At 27.9% G+C, this 19,191-nt stretch carries 20 protein-coding genes; 12 read left to right on the forward strand and 8 right to left on the reverse strand.

The window, feature by feature from the left end; all coding sequences use genetic code 11:
• Positions 1–5 precede the first annotated feature (5 nt).
• The 4 genes from ACH5BH_RS09570 to nhaA all read left to right on the forward strand — a co-directional run bounded on the left by ACH5BH_RS09570 (position 6) and on the right by nhaA (position 4,285).
• Positions 6–1,142: a succinyldiaminopimelate transaminase gene (locus ACH5BH_RS09570; RefSeq protein ID WP_423298185.1), complete on the forward strand. Its 1,137-nt coding sequence runs from the start codon at positions 6–8 to the stop codon at positions 1,140–1,142.
• Complete coding sequence (locus tag ACH5BH_RS09575) at positions 1,129–1,710, forward strand: hypothetical protein (RefSeq protein ID WP_423298187.1); 582 nt, start codon at positions 1,129–1,131, stop codon at positions 1,708–1,710. Before ACH5BH_RS09570 ends, ACH5BH_RS09575 begins: the two co-directional genes overlap by 14 nt.
• On the forward strand, positions 1,711–3,015 hold the full coding sequence (murC, locus tag ACH5BH_RS09580) for a UDP-N-acetylmuramate--L-alanine ligase (RefSeq protein WP_423298189.1): 1,305 nt from the start codon (positions 1,711–1,713) through the stop codon (positions 3,013–3,015).
• Positions 3,016–3,094: 79 nt separating this feature from the next.
• Positions 3,095–4,285 carry a Na+/H+ antiporter NhaA gene (gene nhaA / locus ACH5BH_RS09585; protein WP_404306798.1) on the forward strand — a complete coding sequence of 397 codons (1,191 nt, stop codon included), beginning with the start codon at positions 3,095–3,097 and terminating at the stop codon, positions 4,283–4,285.
• Between the two features lie 22 nt (positions 4,286–4,307).
• Here the strand turns inward: nhaA and ACH5BH_RS09590 are convergent, their stop codons facing one another.
• Both ACH5BH_RS09590 and ACH5BH_RS09595 read right to left on the reverse strand, forming a co-directional pair.
• Positions 4,308–4,874 (reverse strand): GNAT family N-acetyltransferase, encoded by a 567-nt coding sequence (locus ACH5BH_RS09590; RefSeq protein WP_423298191.1) that lies wholly within the window; start codon positions 4,872–4,874, stop codon positions 4,308–4,310.
• A 73-nt stretch (positions 4,875–4,947) separates the two neighbouring features.
• Positions 4,948–5,724 (reverse strand): DNA-processing protein DprA, encoded by a 777-nt coding sequence (locus tag ACH5BH_RS09595; protein ID WP_423298193.1) that lies wholly within the window; start codon positions 5,722–5,724, stop codon positions 4,948–4,950.
• Between the two features lie 140 nt (positions 5,725–5,864).
• On the opposite strand from ACH5BH_RS09595, the gene ACH5BH_RS09600 reads away from it, so the two are divergent.
• The gene (locus tag ACH5BH_RS09600; RefSeq protein ID WP_423298195.1) at positions 5,865–6,608 is read left to right on the forward strand and encodes a GNAT family N-acetyltransferase; all 744 of its coding nucleotides are present in this window, start codon (positions 5,865–5,867) and stop codon (positions 6,606–6,608) included.
• Positions 6,605–7,231 carry an NAD(P)H-dependent oxidoreductase gene (locus ACH5BH_RS09605; protein WP_423298197.1) on the forward strand — a complete coding sequence of 209 codons (627 nt, stop codon included), beginning with the start codon at positions 6,605–6,607 and terminating at the stop codon, positions 7,229–7,231. The genes ACH5BH_RS09600 and ACH5BH_RS09605 overlap by 4 nt, the downstream gene beginning before the upstream one ends.
• A 5-nt stretch (positions 7,232–7,236) precedes the next feature.
• Here ACH5BH_RS09605 and ACH5BH_RS09610 read toward each other — a convergent pair whose 3' ends face one another.
• Together ACH5BH_RS09610 and ilvC are read right to left on the reverse strand one after the other, a co-directional pair.
• Positions 7,237–8,331 (reverse strand): divergent polysaccharide deacetylase family protein, encoded by a 1,095-nt coding sequence (locus tag ACH5BH_RS09610; RefSeq protein WP_423298198.1) that lies wholly within the window; start codon positions 8,329–8,331, stop codon positions 7,237–7,239.
• 41 nt (positions 8,332–8,372) lie between these two features.
• Complete coding sequence (ilvC, locus tag ACH5BH_RS09615) at positions 8,373–9,395, reverse strand: ketol-acid reductoisomerase (RefSeq protein ID WP_404306786.1); 1,023 nt, start codon at positions 9,393–9,395, stop codon at positions 8,373–8,375.
• 188 nt (positions 9,396–9,583) lie between these two features.
• On the opposite strand from ilvC, the gene ACH5BH_RS09620 reads away from it, so the two are divergent.
• On the forward strand, positions 9,584–11,434 hold the full coding sequence (locus ACH5BH_RS09620; RefSeq protein WP_423298200.1) for an RNB domain-containing ribonuclease: 1,851 nt from the start codon (positions 9,584–9,586) through the stop codon (positions 11,432–11,434).
• 4 nt (positions 11,435–11,438) lie between these two features.
• Here ACH5BH_RS09620 and fliW read toward each other — a convergent pair whose 3' ends face one another.
• Positions 11,439–11,804, reverse strand: coding sequence for a flagellar assembly protein FliW (gene fliW, locus ACH5BH_RS09625; RefSeq protein ID WP_404306782.1), 366 nt, complete (start codon positions 11,802–11,804; stop codon positions 11,439–11,441).
• A gap of 62 nt (positions 11,805–11,866) precedes the next feature.
• Here fliW and holA point away from each other — a divergent pair, with 62 nt between their 5' ends.
• The 5 genes from holA (at position 11,867) to ACH5BH_RS09650 (ending at position 14,372) form a co-directional block, all read left to right on the forward strand.
• The gene (holA, locus tag ACH5BH_RS09630; protein ID WP_423298203.1) at positions 11,867–12,847 is read left to right on the forward strand and encodes a DNA polymerase III subunit delta; all 981 of its coding nucleotides are present in this window, start codon (positions 11,867–11,869) and stop codon (positions 12,845–12,847) included.
• Positions 12,848–12,929: 82 nt separating this feature from the next.
• Entirely contained in the window at positions 12,930–13,283 is a 354-nt protein-coding gene (gene rpsF / locus ACH5BH_RS09635) for a 30S ribosomal protein S6 (RefSeq protein WP_404306778.1), read from the forward strand.
• A 23-nt stretch (positions 13,284–13,306) separates the two neighbouring features.
• Positions 13,307–13,843, forward strand: a complete 537-nt coding sequence (locus tag ACH5BH_RS09640; RefSeq protein ID WP_404306776.1) for a single-stranded DNA-binding protein — start codon at positions 13,307–13,309, stop codon at positions 13,841–13,843.
• A gap of 17 nt (positions 13,844–13,860) precedes the next feature.
• Positions 13,861–14,118 carry a 30S ribosomal protein S18 gene (gene rpsR / locus ACH5BH_RS09645; RefSeq protein WP_404306774.1) on the forward strand — a complete coding sequence of 86 codons (258 nt, stop codon included), beginning with the start codon at positions 13,861–13,863 and terminating at the stop codon, positions 14,116–14,118.
• A gap of 65 nt (positions 14,119–14,183) precedes the next feature.
• Positions 14,184–14,372, forward strand: coding sequence for a hypothetical protein (locus ACH5BH_RS09650; RefSeq protein ID WP_404306772.1), 189 nt, complete (start codon positions 14,184–14,186; stop codon positions 14,370–14,372).
• 24 nt (positions 14,373–14,396) lie between these two features.
• Here ACH5BH_RS09650 and ACH5BH_RS09655 read toward each other — a convergent pair whose 3' ends face one another.
• The 3 genes from ACH5BH_RS09655 to nusA all read right to left on the reverse strand — a co-directional run bounded on the left by ACH5BH_RS09655 (position 14,397) and on the right by nusA (position 19,067).
• Positions 14,397–16,376: a BCCT family transporter gene (locus ACH5BH_RS09655; protein WP_423298204.1), complete on the reverse strand. Its 1,980-nt coding sequence runs from the start codon at positions 16,374–16,376 to the stop codon at positions 14,397–14,399.
• Positions 16,377–16,489: 113 nt separating this feature from the next.
• Positions 16,490–17,893, reverse strand: coding sequence for a cysteine--tRNA ligase (cysS, locus tag ACH5BH_RS09660; protein ID WP_423298205.1), 1,404 nt, complete (start codon positions 17,891–17,893; stop codon positions 16,490–16,492).
• A 1-nt stretch (position 17,894) separates the two neighbouring features.
• A complete protein-coding gene (nusA, locus tag ACH5BH_RS09665) occupies positions 17,895–19,067 on the reverse strand; it encodes a transcription termination factor NusA (RefSeq protein WP_404306766.1) in 1,173 nt (390 codons plus the stop codon).
• Positions 19,068–19,191 lie beyond the last annotated feature (124 nt).

Below are 19,191 nucleotides of genomic sequence, written 5' to 3' on the forward strand. Positions count from 1 at the left end.
TTATAATGAATTTTGAAAAATACCCTTTTGAAAGGTTAAATGAGCTATTAGCTGATGTAGTTCCAAATGAAAAGTATGAATTATCAGCATTAACTATAGGTGAGCCAAAATTTGAAACTCCTGGTTTTATTCAAAAAACTTTAAAAGAAACAACTTCTTCTTTGAAAAAATATCCAGCTAGTGCTGGTTTACCAGAACTTAAACAAGCTATGGTTAATTTTGTAAAAGAGAGATTTGATGTAGAAATCAAACAAAGTGAAGTAATACCTACATTTGGTACGAGAGAAGCACTTTTTAATTTTCCTCAGTTTGCATTATTTGATAAGAAAAATCCAGTTATGGCTTTTACAAATCCTTTTTATCAAATCTATGAAGGTGCTGCTATTGCTAGTAGAGCAGAAGTTATTCATATAGATTTAACAAAAGAAAATGACTTCAAAGCAAACTTAAGTGATGAAGAACTTAAAAGATGTGATTTAGTAATTTTGAATTTTCCAAATAATCCAACATCTGCTGAAATGACAAAAGAAGAACTAGGTGTATGGGTTAAAAAGGCTTTAGAGTTTGATTTTATTTTAATCAATGATGAGTGTTATTCAGAGATTTATTTTGATGAAGATGATAAACCAGCATCACTTTTAGAAGCAAGTATTGCTGTTGGAAATACAAGCTTTAAAAATGTACTTGTGATGAACTCAATTTCAAAAAGAAGTTCAGCTCCAGGACTTAGATCTGGTTTTGTGGCAGGAGATGAAGAGATTTTAAAAGCATATATGAAATATAGAACTTATGTAGGATGTGCTTCACCTGTACCTTTACAAATAACAGCAGCAGTTGCTTGGAATAATAAAGAACATGTTGATGAATTTAGAGCTGTATATAAAGAAAATTTCGAATTAGCAAAAGAGATTTTAGGAATAAATCCTCCAAAAGCAACTTTTTATATTTGGCTTGAAGTAAAAGATGAATTAGAGTTTACAAAAGAGCTTTATAGACAAAAACATATAAAAGTTTTACCAGGAAGTTTCTTGGGAAGAAATGGTATTGGTAAAGGTTATGTAAGAATTGCATTAGTTGAAAATGCTCAAAAAACTAAAGAAGTATTAACAAGATTAAAGGATTTTATTGATGGACAAAAATGAGTTAAATGAAGCAAGAACAAACCCCGATTTTCTTAAGTATTTAGAAGAAACTAGGGTTTCATCTATGGAGAATAAAGATATTTCAGCTATGTATGAAACACTTGATTCTATGCTGGTTCTTGGTTTAGATGAAGAAAAAATAAACTCTTTATATGAAGTTATCTTAAAAACTGCATTTGAAAATGTAGAAAAAATAGTAAATGAAAATAAAAAACTTGATCTAGTTGATAAAAATTTACTTTATGTGAGAGCTTTTTATGAGCATGCAATTGAGAAATGGTCTTATGATAATTTTGATGGGGCAAAAGAGTTAGTTTTTGTTTTAGCAAATATCATTAAAGATGAGATCTTAGAACAAGCCTTAAATGTATTACTTATAGTTTTAAGTAAAAAAACACCTCTTGATGACTTTTATGAAACACAAGTTAATTTAGATACAAATAGTTCAAATGAAAAATATGGATATTTCTTAGTTGATTTTAAATTTGATGCAAGTAAATTTTTAGAAGAGAATAAAGAGCTTTTACAAGCAGAATATAAAAATTTACAACCTTTACTGGACGCTTAGATGAAAGTACATTTTATTGGAATAGGTGGAATTGGACTTTCTGCTTTAGCTAGATTTTTAAAACATGATGGTCATGAAGTTTGTGGTTCTGATATGAAAAGTACACCTATTACAAAAGAGTTAGTAAATGAAGGAATAAAAGTTTCATGTCCACAAGATGCTTCAAATATTACTGATGGTTTAGATTTAGTAATTTATTCAGCTGCTGTTACAGATGAAAACCCTGAACTTATTGAATCAAGACTTAAACAAATTAGAACACTTTCAAGAAAAGAAGCTTTACCTATTATTTTAGGAGATAAGAAAAACTATTGTGTTGCAGGAGCTCATGGTAAATCAACTACAACAGCTATCTTAGCTTCAATTTTAGATAGTTCAGCATTAATTGGGGCAATTTCAAAAGATTTTGGTTCAAACTTTAGATATGTAAATGATTTAGTTGCTTTTGAAGCAGATGAGTCTGATGCTTCTTTTTTATTATCAAATCCTCATTGTGCAATTGTAACAAATGCAGAACCTGAACACATGGAATATTATCATTATGATTATGAAAAGTTTTTTCAAGCTTATGAAAAGTTTATTAATTTAGGACAAAAAAATGTACTAAATGGTGAAGATGAATATATCAAAAAACTAAATATTAAAAATCCAAACTTCTTATATCCAAGCTCTGATATTAAAAATTTATGTTTTTTACTAAAAGATGGAGAGCCTTTTACAAAGTTTGATTTAAAAGACTTAGGTTCATTTGAAGTTTGGGGCTTTGGGTATCATATTGCTTTAGATGCTTCCCTTGCTATTCTAGCAGCACTAGAAGAGTTAGATATTGAAATTATTAGAAAAAATCTTTTAAATTACAAAGGTATTAAAAAGAGATTTGATATTGTTCAGAAAAATGATAAGATGGTAATAATTGATGATTATGCTCATCATCCAACTGAGATTGAAGCTACAATGAAATCAGTTGAAGTTTATGATAATCTTACAAATTTAGATAAAAGAATTGTAATCTGGCAACCGCATAAATACTCAAGAACTCATGATAATTTAGAAGGCTTTAAAAAATGCTTTAGAAGATGTGATCAATTAGTTATTTTACCTATTTGGACTATTCCAGGAGAAGTGGTACTTGATATAGACTTCGAAAAAGAGTTTGCTTCTTATAATCCTATTTTTGCAGATAGATTAAAAACAAGCGATGGAAAAATTGAACTTATTAAAGATGATAAAATTATTTCTGTTTTAGATGAAGGAATTATTTTAGGTGTAGGAGCAGGAGATATTACATATCAATTAAGACATTAATTAGTTCTTTTTAATAAATAATAAAGATTTTTGTAATAGAATGATAACTAAATATCAATAATTATAAAAGGTTAATTAAATGAAGGTTTTAGTTAGAAAATTTTTAAAAAAAGAATCAACTTCAGGTATTATCTTAATGTTTGTAACCTGTGTTGCTTTGATATTTAGTAATACATTTTTATCAGACTTTTATAATACCTTTTTACATACCCCAATAGTTTTTAAAATTGGAGATTTTCTTAATATTTCAAAACCCTTAATACTTTGGGTAAATGATGGTTTAATGGCAATTTTCTTTCTTCTAATAGGCTTAGAAATAAAAAGAGAATTGCTTTTAGGTCATTTATCTTCCTTTTCTAAAATAGCATTACCTGCAATAGCTGCAGTTGGTGGGATGTTAGTTCCAGCTTTAGTTTTTTTATTTTTTAATCAAGGAGATGATTTTGCTCTTAGGGGATGGGCTATTCCAACTGCTACAGATATTGCATTTGCTTTAGGAATTTTAGCTTTATTAGGTAAAAGAGTACCAACTTCTTTGAAAATATTTTTGATGGCTTTAGCTATTTTTGATGATTTAGGAGCTATTTTAATTATTGCATTTTTTTATACATCATCATTATCTTTTGAGGCACTATCTTTGGCCTTATTTTCAATAGTTATTTTGTATTTAATGAATAGAATGAGAATACAACTTTTAGGTGCATATATAATAGTGGGACTTTTCCTTTGGGTGTTTATTTTAAAATCAGGTATTCATGCTACTTTAGCTGGTATTATTTTGGCATTTTTTATTCCTTTACGTATGAAAGATGAGTTAAAACAAAAAACAGTCTCACCTATGAAAAACTTGGAGAATCAGATACATTTTTGGGTTGCATTCTTTGTATTACCTATTTTTGCTTTTGTAAATGCCGGAGTAGATTTAAGAGAAATGTCACTGGAAAAAATAACAAATCCTGTATCTTTAGGAATTATATTAGGTTTATTTTTTGGAAAGCAAATAGGGGTGTTTTTATTTACCTTTTTAGCTGTAAAACTTAAACTTGCTAAGTTACCTAAATGTACATCATGGGCTCAAATATATGGAATTTCTATACTTACTGGTATTGGGTTTACAATGAGTTTATTTATTGACTCACTAGCATATAATGATTCAGATGCTTTCTTTTATACTGATAAGTTAGCAATTCTAATAGGATCTGTTTTATCAGGAGTATTTGGGTATTTAGTTTTAAGAGTTGTAAAAGGAAAGAAAAACTGTAGTATCTAAACTACAGTTTTTACTAGTATTTTTATCTTAGAACTCTTTTCCTAGTGTCATATACAAATTCATAATATTCATTATTGTTATATTGAAATTCTTGAATAACTTCAAGTCCAAGTTTTCTTTTATGAGCTTCGTATGATCTAGGGTTTACTTTATTTACAAATGTAACTAAAATATCATATCTTTTTGACATATAATCAAGTGCAAAATCAAAAAGTTTTTCAAGTACACCAGAACCTCTTACACTTTTATCTACACAAACAGGTCCATATTGATATGAGTTATCTACAGTAATTCTTTCACCCTTATAACTAAGATTTGGTAAGTCTTCTATCATAAAAGCAAACATTGGCCATTTTGACCAATATTGCCATGAAGCAGACATTACATAGGCTATAACTTCATTATTATCATTTGTGGCAATAAAAATCCCTTTTTCTTTATTTATTATATCTTCTAATTGCTCTTTACTAAAAGCAGTAGTTACAAATCCATCTTTTTTATCTTTTTCATCAATAGAATCAATTTGATATTTGTTATGTAGTTTTAATATCGAAGCCACATCTTCTTTTTGAGCTACTTTTAAATTCATAGTTTATCCCTAAAACTTTTTATTTATGATAGTGAATTAGAAGTTATGTATATAATAAATTGCTATGAATATTTTATATTAAGAATATTTTTCCATTTTTTATTTCGATTTTTCCCATTAATTCATATTCAAAAACTTTATCACTATATTTATAAACAGCTTCATCATAAAGTGGAGACGTTTCGCAAAAAAGTAAAAACTCATCTTTTTGAATTTCTTTAACTTGTTTAGGAACTAATAAATTTATAAATTCATCAATATCATAAATAGGCTCAATTAACTTTTTTTCTACTAGTTTTTGCGTTCCTAAACTTTCATTTAATCTATGAGGTAAGGTATAGACTTTTTTACCCATTTTAAGTGCGTAATCCACTGAAGTTAAGCTACCAGAGTTTAAGTCTGCTTGTGTGACAATTAACACTTTACCTAAGGCTACAACTATTTCATTTCTTAGTACAAAAGTATAATTTCTAGCTTTTTGTTTTTCTTTATAAGCAGATAAAACAAGACCTTGTTTTTCAATCTCACAAATCATATTTTTATTTACGCTTGGATATCTAATATCTAAACCATTAGCAACAACAGCAATAGTTTGATAATCCTGACAAGCTTTATGTGCTATAGCATCAACACCCATTGCAGCACCACTTACAATGGTAATACCTGCAAGGGAGAGTTTAGAAGAGAGTTTATGTGTAAACTCTTTTGTATATGAATTGGGTTTTCGTGTACCTACTATTGAGACCATAGGTGTTTGTAGAAGCTTATCATTTCCAATATAAAAAAGATTTTTAGGATAACTCTTCATACTTTGAAGTTCAGGAATTTGATAGTTAAAGTTTTTAATCATATTTAGTCTTTATAATAAAATAAATTATTATACTTTAAATATACATATTTTTAGATTAGTTATAAAAATCAACATATGTAAATGACATAAGATTAAATAGAAAGCTATACTACTTTATAAATTTAATTTGAGGTTTAATAATGAATGATGATGAATTAAGAGAAAAAAATATAAATAATTTAAGAAATTTATTTAAACTTATGGGTGCACAAAAGCAAGTATCTAAGAAGAACACAAATTTATATTTTTCAAAGACTTGGCCCAATAGATTTTGGATGCCTTATGATTATGGAATTTCAGATTTAAAGGATTTGATAAAAATAAATAATCATAAGAATAAAATTATTTCTTTATGGGAAACTAATAAAGATATTTTTACAGAGGCAAATAATGAGTTAATATCAAAAGAATACACTGTACTTTTTGAACAAATAGGAATGTATTTAAATATGAGTGAATTAGATATTAATTTAAATAACGATTTAGAAATTAAACAAGTTCATAGTAAGGAAGATATAGAACTTTGGACAAAAATAGCTTCTTTATCTTTTTCTTACAAGATTGATTCTGAGATAATTTATAAAGTCTCAAAAGATTCTAATATAAATTTACTTTTAGCATATAAAGAAAATATACCAGTTGGTACAGCATTGCTTTATAAAAACTCTTCTGTAATGGGAATACATTTAGTTGGAGTTTTACAAAAGTATAGAAAACAAGGAATCGCAGATAATATTATGAAGAGAGCTATTTCTATTAGTAAAGAGAAAAGAATTGATTTTATGGTGCTTCAAGCATCTATGTTAGGTTTAGGAATATATGAAAAATTAGGTTTCAAAAAAAGTTTTGTATTGAAAAATTATCAAAAAAAGGAAATAAAATGAATAAAACATTTGAAGAAGCGATTAACTTCAGGCATGCTTGTAAGAGCTTTGATCCAAATAAAAAAATATCAAAAGAGGATATGTCTTTTATCTTAAACGCAGGGATTAAATCCCCTACATCTTTTGGTTTAGAGTTAACAAAGTTTATAGTTATCGAAAATCAAGAGTTAAAAGATAAAATAAAAAAAGAAAGTATGAATCAAGAACAAGTATCAGAATGTTCACATTTATTGCTTGTTCTTGTTAGAATTAATGATTCTAAAATAGAATCTGGTACTCCTAAAAAAAGATTTGAAAGACTTGGTTTGTCTTCTGATATTTTAGACATTTTTTTAAATATGTATACTGAATTTACAAAAACTCATTTAATTTCATTAAAGGATATTTATAACTGGACATCTAAGCAGGCATATCTTGCTGTAGGAAATATTATGACAGCTGCAGCAGTTAAAGGTATTGATTCTTGTCCTTTAGAAGGATTTGAAAAAGAAAAAATTGAAAAACTTTTAAATTTAGATAAAACAGAGCTTCAACTCGCTTTAGTTTTACCTTTAGGATATAGGACAAAAAGTCCTAGAAAGTCTGTACGATTAAGTTTTGATCAAATGGTTGATTTTATATGAAAATACTATAAATAAGGCAATTCATTTACAAAAATAGGTTCTATTCCTTTAAGTAAATGTTTTGACTCTTTTAAGACTTTAATAGTCATAGAATGAGGGTGTCCAATAGCTATAGCATAACCTCTTTTCTTGGCTATTTTAATTGCTTTTTTTAATTGGTTTTGAATATAAGTATACTCTTTTTTATTATCCATAAAAGTGTTTCTTACTATATACGGCATATTGTATTTTTCAGCCATTTTTTTAGCAACTGATTTAGCTGTTGTTCTACTATCTACAAAGATAAAATTATATTTTTTTAAAGCTCTAAATAATTTATCCATAGCCTCTTCATTTTGAGTAAATACTGAACCTGTATGATTATTTGTAAAAACTGCATTTGGATACCATTTTCTTAAATCTTTAACTCTTTGTTCTATTTGTTCATAAGTATGAGTAATTTTTAGAGTATTTTTTTCAGGACCTTTAAATTTACTAGATGCTTGCATAGGAAAATGAATCATGTGAAAAGGTAAATCCTGAGCAATTTTTGCTGAATTTGGATGACCTTTTGTTGGAGGTAAAAAGGCCATATTTACTTTATATCCAATATCTAAAATAGCTTTTTTTTGTCTACTTGAACTTACATCGTCAATCATAATAACTATTTTTGGTTTACTTTTCCCATCATATTTATATAAGGATTTCTTTAAAAATAGTGAAATATCATTTGTTGTTTTACTAGGAGCTTCTTTTTTTTCTATTTTCTTTTTTTCAAGTTCTTCTTTTTTCTTTTGAATTTCTTGTTTTATTTCTTCAAGAGGTTTATCTATATGATCTTTATTGAACTCTTGAGTATATTCTTCAAAAGCATCTTTTGGATCTTCTTCTAATTTAAAAAACTCATCTAATTTCTTTTCTTGGAATTTTTTTACTTCTTTTTTTTCAATAATAGTCTTATTAGTATTTTCTTTTTCATTTTTCATAATAAAATAGCTTAGTGCAGAAGCTATGAAGGCAAATAAAAATACTAATAAAAATATATTTATTAGTTTTACTTTTGATATAGAACTATTTTTTTTAGTTTTTTTTGATGATTTTTTTCTTGTTTTTTTAGTCATAGAAGAAAGAAATTTAAGGAAGAGAACTTCCTTAAATTATATTAGTTTTTGTCTTGTTGAACGATTTTTTTCTCAGCAATCCATGGCATCATAGATCTTAATTGAGAACCAGTTTGCTCAATTAAAGAAGCTCTGTTGTTCTTTCTTTCAGCATTCATTCTTGGGTATCCAGCTTGACCTTCTAAGATAAAGTCTTTAGCAAATCTACCATCTTGAATCTCAGCTAATAATTCTTTCATAGCAGCTTTAGACTCATCATTGATGATTCTCTTACCAGCAATGTAATCTCCGTACTCAGCAGTATTAGAAATAGAATATCTCATATCTGCAATTCCACCTTCGTACATTAAGTCAACGATTAATTTTAACTCATGTAAACACTCGAAGTATGCCATCATTGGATCATAACCAGCTTCTGTTAATGTTTCAAAACCAGCTTGAACTAATGCAGTTGCTCCACCACAAAGTACAGCTTGCTCACCGAATAAATCAGTTTCAGTTTCGTCTTTGAAAGTAGTTTCAATAATACCAGTTCTTCCTCCACCTACAGCAGAAGCGTAAGACTTAGCTAATTCTAAAGCAGAACCAGATGCATCTTGGTGAATAGCGATAAGATCAGGAATTCCCCCACCCTTAACAAATTCAGATCTTACAGTGTGACCTGGAGCTTTAGGAGCAACCATGATTACATCATTAGTAGCTTCTGGTGCAATTCTTCCATAGTGAATGTTAAACCCGTGTCCAAATGCTAAAGTAGCATCAGCTTTTAAGTTAGGCTTAATTTCGTTAGCGTAAATATCAGCTTGATTTTCATCTGGTAATAAAATCATTACAACATCAGCTTTTGCAGTAGCTTCTGCAACTGTTAATGTTTCAAACCCTTTAGCTTCAGCTTTAGCCCAAGAAGAACCACCTTTTCTTAAACCAACAACAACTTCAACTCCAGAATCTCTTAAGTTTTCTGCGTGTGCGTGTCCTTGTGAACCAAATCCAATCATTGCAACTTTCTTAGATTTGATTAATTCAATATTACAATCTTTGTCGTAGTATACATTTAATGCCATTACTTAACCCTCAGTAAAAAATTTTTTTGAGAGTATAACTAAAAAAAACTAAAAGTTTGAGAAAAACATCAAAAATTGACTAATTAGTCTAAAAAATAACATTTCAATAATACTAAATAACAATAATTCAAATAAATTTAGATAAAATATATATTAAAATTAAATAAAATATATAAGGAAGCTATAAATTGTATAGTTCAATATTTAAAAAAATATTACAAAATGAAAATGATTTTAACACCGATGAAAAAACTATTTTAGACAAGCTTTTAAATGAAGGTATCATTGAAAAAGATGAGAATAAATACTTATTAAATTCAAAATATAAAGTAGGTTTTATAAAGCTTCAAAGTAAAAGAGCTGTTTTAAAAGATTTATTTAATGAATATAAAGATATTACTTTGGACTTTGAGCATTTATATGGGGCTTATGATGGAGATTTTATTTTAGCAAAAAGAGTATTTAATCCAAGAAGTAAAGTAAAAGCAAAAGTTATTAGAGTTTTAGATGGGAAAGATGGAGAAGTACTTCTTTATGTAAACGATAAGAAGTTTTATACAATAAAAGAGAATATAGAACTAGAAAACAAAGGTGCTTCTAAATATGAAGATGGAGATGTTTTACTTGTTGATAATAAGACATTGGATTTAATAAAAAATATTGGAAATATAAAAGATCCAAAAGTAGATGAATTTATTTCTTTACATCTTTATAATGAAACTATTAGACTTGAGAAGCCTTTGGAAGTAAATGCAGTTATGGATGATGAAAAACAAAGAGTTGATTTAAGAGATTTACCATTTTGTACAATAGATCCAAATAGTGCAAAAGACCATGATGATGCAATTTATTATGATGAAAAAAATGAAGTTTTATATGTGGCAATTGCTGATGTTTCCTATTTTGTTAAACAAGGAAGTGCTCTTGATAAACTAGCTTATAAAAAATCAACATCTGTATATCTTCCTGGAAAAGTTTTACCAATGCTTCCAAATGAACTAAGTGAAGATATGTGTTCATTAAAAGAAGGAGTTGATAGATACTCTTATGTTTTTAAAATGTATTTAGATTTAGAAAATAAAGATGTAAAAAAAGCTGAACTTTTTGAAGCGATTATAAACTCTCATAAGAAGTTTTCTTATGGAAGAATTGATAGGGTTTTAGAAGGGCATTTAGATCAGTATAGTAGTGTAGAAAAAGAAATTTTTGATTACTTACTTCCTTTATATGAGGTTACAAAAAGTTTTAGAGCAAAAAGACTTGAAAAGGGTTATGATTTTAGAACAAGTGAATTTAGACTAAAACTTAAAAATGGTGAACTTTTTGGAATAGATGAAGAAGAATCAACAGCCTCTCATCAGTTAATAGAAGAGTGTATGCTTTTAGCAAATATACAAGCTAGTAAAAAAGTAAATAGTGTAGGGATTTTTAGAATCCATGAAGAACCACCTTTTAAAGCAATTTCTCAATTAGTAGATGATGTAAATATTTTAGGTGTTAAAGTTAAACTTAAAAGTGATGTTCATGATACAATTACTCATATTCAAGAAAAAGCCTCTCATAGTGTTTTAAGTGAAGAAATAGATGAACTTATTATTCATGCTCAAACTCAAGCAAAATATAGCTCAAAAAATCTTGGGCACTTTGGTTTAGGATTTAAATCATATTCACATTTCACAAGTCCTATTAGAAGATATTCTGATTTAGTTTTACATAGAATGTTAAAAACAAAAAATACACCTGAAAATATAGATGAAATTTGTGAATATATTTCAACAAGAGAGCGAGAAGTTGATAAACTTGTTTGGGACTTTGAAGATAGAAAATATGCAAGGTGGGCAGCTAAAAATATTGGTGTTGAAATAAAAGTAAAAATTATAGATATTGAAAGAAGTAAAGCTGTTTGTTATGATAAGGCTAAGGGAATGAAAGTAACTTTAGAAAACTATAAAGGACAAAATTTATATACTAAGTTAAGAGTAAAAATTAAAGAAGCTAATATTGTTACAAAGCAGATTATTGCTTCAATAAAATACTAATTTATTATTTTAAATTTGTAAATAAACTAGGAATATTCTCTTTTATAACATATTGTCCTAATAATTTATGCTTTTTATTTATTAAAATAGGTGCTACAAGATTTACTATTGATTTTTCAATAGGGTCTTGAAGTACTACAGAAAAATAAATATCAAAATCTTCTCTTCTTCTAATATGCATTTTTTCTATTATTTCATCTTCAATTTTAAAATCAAAAGCAGCATGCTGTAGGTATTTGATATTGACTACTGTAAAATTAATTAGATTTTTTTCATCAAGCACTAATGTTGAAAAATAATTATCTATTTTTTCAATTTTAATCTTCTTAATATCATCAAAGCCAAGTAAAGGGATTGTAATTTCATACATTTAAAGCCTTTTTTATAGTGACTCAATTTTATTGAAAGTATACTTAGGATATGATATATTTTATGTATAGAAACGAATTTGACAATCATTTAAAACAGAATAAAAAATTTAATGCTTATATGTTTTTTGGCCAATCAACTTTTTTAGTTGAGTATTATGCCTCAAAAGTTGCTAAATTACATGGCAGTAAAGATGATGTTGAAAAACTATATTTTGATGATTATGACTTCAAATATGCAAAAGATAAGCTTTTACAATCCTCACTATTTTCTAACAATAATATACTTTTAATAAAATTAGATAAAAAAAGACCTAAAAAAGAAGTAATAGAATTAATTGAAGCTTGTAATACAAATGAAAATAGTACAGTTATTTTCTCTTGTTTAGGTGATAGTGAATTTAAAACTATGGGAACTTATTTTAGTGATAAAACAAATTCTGTTAGTATTAGAATGTTCTCTCCTGCAAATCATGAGGCTATAAAAATTTTAGAAAATGAAGCTAAAAATTTAGCTATAAAATATGAAATCCCCGCTCTTAACCACTTATACTTTATGCATAAAAATGATTTAGCTTTATGTATGAATGATTTAAAAAAGCTTGCTGTATTAAATGAAACAATAACTTCAAATATTGTAAATAGTCATTGTTTTGGGATTGGTGATGTATCCTTTGAAGATTTTTTAAATGATTTGATTCAAGGAAAAGATATAAGTGAAGATTTACAACTTTTATTAGATGAGGGAGTAAATGAAGTATATCTTTTAACTCAAGTTACATCTTATGTTCAACAATTATTTATGATAAGTGCTTATGCCAGAACTATTGGTGCTCCCAATCCTAAAGAAATATTAGGTTTTATTCCTCCTAAAAATATTTGGGAAAAGAAATCAAAACTTGCTATCAATATTAAACCTGAAGTTTTTGCTGATATGATGGAATATTTGCTTGATATAGAGCTAGATTTTAAAACTTCAAAAATTACTAATCAAAACTTGTATTTACAAGCAACTCTAAGAAAGTTTACAGTTTTATTTAGATAAAATCACGGACTTTACAAAAATTCATCCTTGCTGATATTAGGAAATGTAAAGATACCGGCACACACTATAAGGAGAAAAATAGATGTCAAAATTAAAACATTACGAAACAATGTTTATTGTTAAACCTACTTTAACTGAAGAAGAGACTCAAGCTCAAATTGAAACTGTAAAAGCAAACATTGCTAAAAATGGTGGAGAAGTTGTATCTTGTGATGATATGGGAGCTAAGCAATTAGCTTATGAGATTGAAGGAAACAAAAGAGGTTATTACTATGTAATTTACTTCAAAGGTGAACCATCAAGTATCAAAGAACTTGAAAGAAATTACAAATTTAACGAAAATATCATTAGATTCATTTTCATTAAATATGAAAACAAAAAAGAAATCGCTGCATGGACTAAAATGAGCGATGAGGCAGCTAAAAAAGCTAACTAATAAAATAAAGACAGGAACCACTTATGTATAACAAAGTAATTATGGTTGGAAACCTTACAAGAGATATTGAACTAAGATATTTACCATCAGGTGCAGCTATTGCTAAATCTGCTATTGCAACTTCATATAAATATAAAACATCTACGGGTGAGCAAAAAGATGAAGTTTGTTTTTTAGATTTTAATATCTTTGGTAGATCAGCTGAAGTTGCTAATCAGTACCTAAGAAAAGGTTCTAAAGTTTTATTAGAGGGAAGACTTGTATTTGAACAATGGACTGCTCAGGATGGAACTAATAGAAATAGACACTCTTTAAGAGTTGATACTATGAAAATGTTAGATTCTAAGAGTGATTCAATGAATAATACAGCTGGGGATAACCAAGGTTATAATCCACAAGGTGGATCGTATAATCAACCAGCTTCAAATCAATACAATAATATGAATTCTCAAAATAGTAATATGCAAAACAACTATGGTGGTATGAATAATCAAGCACAACAAATGCCTGAGCAAAAAATACCTGAAATAGATATAGATGAAGACGAAATACCGTTCTAGAAAAAAAGGATTATAAAATGGCTGAAAGAAGAAAATACGGAAAAAAATATTGTAAATATACTGAAATGAAAGTTGATTTCATTGATTACAAAAACACAGATTTATTAAAGATTTCAATGTCTGAAAGAGGTAAAATTATGCCTAGAAGACTTACTGGAAACTCTAAAAACTCTCAAGAAATGGTAGAAAAAGCAATTAAAAGAGCTAGACACATGGCTTTAGTTCCTTACATTGTTGATACTAAAAACGTTACTGACGCAGCTTATGCTAAGTAAGTAGAGATTTTATAAATCAAAAAGGGAAGAGGCTTTTGTCTCTTCCCTTTTTTTATACTTGGAATATGGATAAATTACTAAAAGAAGCTTTACGTCTTAGATTTGAATATTATAATATCTATGAAAGTAAAGAAGAAAAGTGGCATAAAAAATATAAAGATCATAAATTATATGATGTTGTAGTTGAGAGTTTTAAATATGATTTTAAACAAATAGCACAAAAAATGCCAGAGCTATTAAAAAAGAGTTTATAAAAGAGGTGAAACCTCTTTTATATTTTAGTTAATTAAGTGCATAAAATGCATGTGTTTTTCGTATTGATCTACTACATCATTTCTAATTGTGTCTTTACCCCAACCCATGATATCATAGTCTTGACCACCTTCAATTAAGTGAACAATAGCACAAAAGTATAATTCATCTTCTTGTCTATCTTCTTCTTTTTTATCATCATGAACAAAAGCAGGTTTAATTCTTGAAATATTTTTTACTTGATATAAGAAGTTTTTATTTTCACCAAAGTTTGTCTCTTCTCCAAGATTTACAACTAAGGTTACTTTATCTTTTGTTTCACTCATTTTTACTTCTACATCAAACTCATTTTCTCTTAAAACTTTAGCAACATCTTCAAATGCAGGCATAACTACTTTTTCAAGGAATCTTCTAACATTCTTTTTAGTTGGATAATTTACAATATTGTTAAGCCTTTTATCCCAATCATCTGCATTTGTTGTTGATGTTGCAATTGCTGTTGAGTATTGTAAACTCTCTTTTTTTGCTATATCTAATCTAAGAGCTTTTATAAGTCCATAGGTTGCTACAAGTAAAACAATACTAAAAGGTAGGGCACTAGCTATAGTCATAGTTTGAAGTGCTGCTAAACCTCCTGCAAGTATTAAAATTGAAGCAATAACACCTTCTCCTGCTGCCCAATAAACTCTTTGCCAAATTGGAGTGTCATCATTACCATTTGAACAAAGCATATCAATTACCATTGAACCTGAATCCGATGAAGTAACAAAAAATACAATTACCATTACAGTTGCTACAACTGAAGTAAATGAAGCAAATGGAAAGTTTTCTAAGAATGCAAAAAGTGCAACTGTAACATCATTTGATACTGTAGTTCCTAGTTGTGTAATCCCTTCAGCTAAAATTAGATTAATAGCAGAATTTCCGAAAAATGTCATCCACATTAAAGTGAATCCAGTTGGTACTAATAAAACACCAAGTGTAAATTCTCTAATTGTTCTACCTCTTGAAATTCTAGCAATAAATAGACCTACAAATGGTGACCATGAAATCCACCATGCCCAGTATAAAATAGTCCATCCACCAATCCAATCAGTTTTTTCATAAGCAAATAAGTTAAATGTACTACTTAATAGATTTGAAGCATAAGAACCAATATTTTGAACGTAAGCTTGAAGTAAAAATACAGTTGGTCCTACTATTAAAATAAATAATAATAAACCTACAGCTAATAAAAGATTTATTTCTGATAATCTTTTGATACCTTTGTCAAGACCTGTAGTAACAGAAAGTGTAGCTAATGCAGTAACACCTAAGATTAGTATTACTTGCGTTGTTGTACCAACTGGTATGTCCCATAAATAATTTAAACCTGTATTTACTTGAAGAACTCCATACCCAAGTGATGTTGCAACACCAAATAAAGTACCAATTACTGCAAAAATATCAACAGCATGTCCTATTGGACCATAAATTTTATCTCCAATAATTGGATAAAGTGCTGATCTTAATGTAAGAGGAAGATTATGTCTATAACTAAAGAAGGCTAAAATAATAGCAACTATAGCATAAATAGCCCATGCGTGTAATCCCCAGTGAAAGAAGGTAATTCTCATTGCCTGTCTAGCTGCTTCTACGTTACTTCCATCTCCTACTGGAGGATTTAAGAAGTGCATTACAGGTTCTGCAACACCAAAAAACATTAAACCAATACCCATTCCAGCAGAAAATAGCATCGCAAACCACGATAGATTTGTGTAATCAGATGTAGAGTGATCAGGTCCTAGTTTAATGTCTCCATATTTTGAAAAGGCTAAAAAAGCGACTGTAATTAAAATAATAGCTACTGTTAATACATAAAACCAACTACCATTTTCAACTATAACTGCTTGTAAACTTTTAAAAAAACTATCAGCTACTTTTGGAAAAGCAGAAGCAAAAAGTGCTAAAGCTATAATCAAAGCAGAAGATATAAAAAATACTGTTTTATTTAATTTACTGGTCATTTATATTTCCTTTATAAAATTTTAGATTTACATTATATAAAAAAAATATAATAGTAAGGTAATAGATTAATTATTTAGATAAAATATAAAGTAAAGCCTCTTTAATTTAGGCTTTACTGTTTTTCCCAAACAACACCATTTGGTGTGTCCATTAAGTTGATATTCATTGAAGATAGCTTATCTCTTACTTTATCAGCTGTTTCAAAGTCTTTAGCTTTTTTAGCTTCAGTTCTTCGAGAAATTAGCTCTTCAATTTTATTTTTAGTTTGCTCATCAATCCCAAATTGGAAATATTCATAAGCATCATTTCCTCCAATACCTAAAGCATTTTCAATAAATTCTAAAGATGCTACTAGCTCTTTTTTGAAAGCTTTATCTTTTGGATTGTCATTTAGTTTTTCATTTGCATTATTTATAAACTCATCAATAACTGCAAGTGCTTTTGAAGTATTCATATCATCATTTAAAGCCTCAATAATTGCTTCTTTAAATTCTTTATTTACAGTAGATTTTCCACCACCATAAACTCTTTTTTTTACTCTATAAAATTTATCTAGTCTTTTTTTAGAAGCTATTAAATCTTCTTCATTAAAGTTAAAGTTTGCTCTATAGTGAGCTGTAATAAGATAAAATCTTACAACTTCGCCAGAATAAGATTTTAAAATATCTTTTAAGAAAAATGAGTTACCAAGTGATTTACTCATTTTTTCACCATTGATATTTACAAATCCATTGTGCATCCAGTATTTAGCTAAATGTTGTTTTGAATCACATCTAGTTTGTGCAGCTTCATTTTCATGATGAGGGAAAAGTAAGTCAGCTCCACCTCCATGAATATCAATCTGATATTCACTATCTTTATAAGCTAAATGTTCTTTAATCATAGCTGAACATTCAATATGCCATCCTGGACGACCAAGACCAAATGGTGCTTCAAAACTTACATCGTTTTCTTTCGCAAATTTCCATAAAGCAAAGTCTGATGAATTTCTTTTTTCAGTGTTTGTTTCTACTCTTGATTGAGAATTTTCATCACTTGCCATTGATGAAATAGAACCATAAGTTTCATCTTTTGAAGTATCAAAATAAACACCATCACTAGTTTTATAAGCAATATCTTTAGACATTAGGTTATTAATCATATCTTTCATAATTTCTAGATTTTGAGTTGCTTTTGGTTCTAGTGTATTTTCTAATACATTTAAAGCATGCATATCATTTTTATAAGCATTTATATATTCAGTTGTGATATCTTCTAAACTTTTTGATGTTTCATACATTTTTTTTATGATTTTATCATCAATATCAGTGAAGTTTTTTGTCATAGTTACTTCATAGTTATTTAGTTTAAACATTCTATGAAGTAAATCAAAGGCAATAGCGCTTCTTGCATGACCTAAGTGTGAGTCATCATATACTGTTGGCCCACACACATAGATTTTTACTTGATTTTTCTTGATAGCTTCAAATTGAACTTTTTTCTTCTTTACTGAATCAAATATATTTATAGTGTTCATGTTATTTAAATAGTGCCTCTAATGAAGACGTATCTGTAGTCTTCTCTTCACTTTGATTAGTATCCATAGTTGAAGTTGAAGTTCTACCTTCAATTTCAATTAATTCAATATCATATTTTGTAAGCATTGAAGCTAATCTAATATTTAAACCTGATTTACCAATTGCTTTAGATTTTTGATCACTTGGAATAGTAACAGTTGCTTTTCCTTTTTCATTTCCCTCAGGTGCTTTATCTATTTTTACAGATGAAATAATTGCAGGAGATAAAGCTCTTGCTAAAAACATTTCAGGAACTGTTGAGAACTCAACACAATCAATGTTTTCACCATTTAATTGTTGAGAAACTGCACCAATTCTAACACCTTTTACACCTACTACTGAACCAATTGGATCAATTTGTGGATCTGTTGATACTAAAGCAATTTTTGCTCTTGAACCTGGGATTCTAGCACTTGCTTCAATAGAAATTTTTTCATCTTTTAATTCAGGAACTTCAAGTTTTAATAATGACTCTAAGAATTTAGGACTTGTTCTTGAAATTTCAATTATTAAACCATTTGATTTATCTATATTTACAGATTTAACAACTGCTTTAATAGTATCACCAATTCTAAATGATTCGCCTTTAATTCTACTTTTTCTAGGAAGCATACCTTTTACTTCACCGATTTCAATAAAAGTATTTTCACTTCTATCTACTCTTGTAACAGTTCCAGAAATAATTTTTCCAACTTTGCTTTTGTATTTACTAACTAAGTTTTCTTCAATAAATCTTTGAATTTTATATTCAAAATTATTATGAAGAATTGTAGCTGCATTTCTTCCCATATTTTCAAATTCAAGATCGTAATCTACTGTATCTCCAATTTCTAAATCTTGGTCAATTTCTTTTGCTTCACTTAATTCAATGAAGTTTTCAGGATTTAATTTATTTCCCCATTCATCTTCACCTAAACCTAAAGTTCTATTATCTCCATCAGGAACAACTTCAATTTTTTGTGAAAGTTCTAATTTCTTATTTTCTCTATCGATGTTTGCATCAAATACTAATGTCTCATCTACCATTTTTTGGGCAGTTTTGATTAATGCTTCTTTTAAAGCATTTTCAACATCTTCAATTTTTAAGCCTTTTTCATAGGCAATTGAATCTAAAATATCTATTATTTTGTCCATTAATAACCTTTTTTGTGTTGACATTGAAATGATTGTTTTGATTTCCAATGTAATGTAGGCAGTTATTATATCTAAAAGTTCTTTTATACAAATTAAAGCAATTTTAAGATAAAATGTATAGTTA

Origin of the sequence: Arcobacter rhizosphaerae, from assembly GCF_049472155.1 — a bacterium.
Lineage (GTDB): Bacteria > Campylobacterota > Campylobacteria > Campylobacterales > Arcobacteraceae > Arcobacter_B.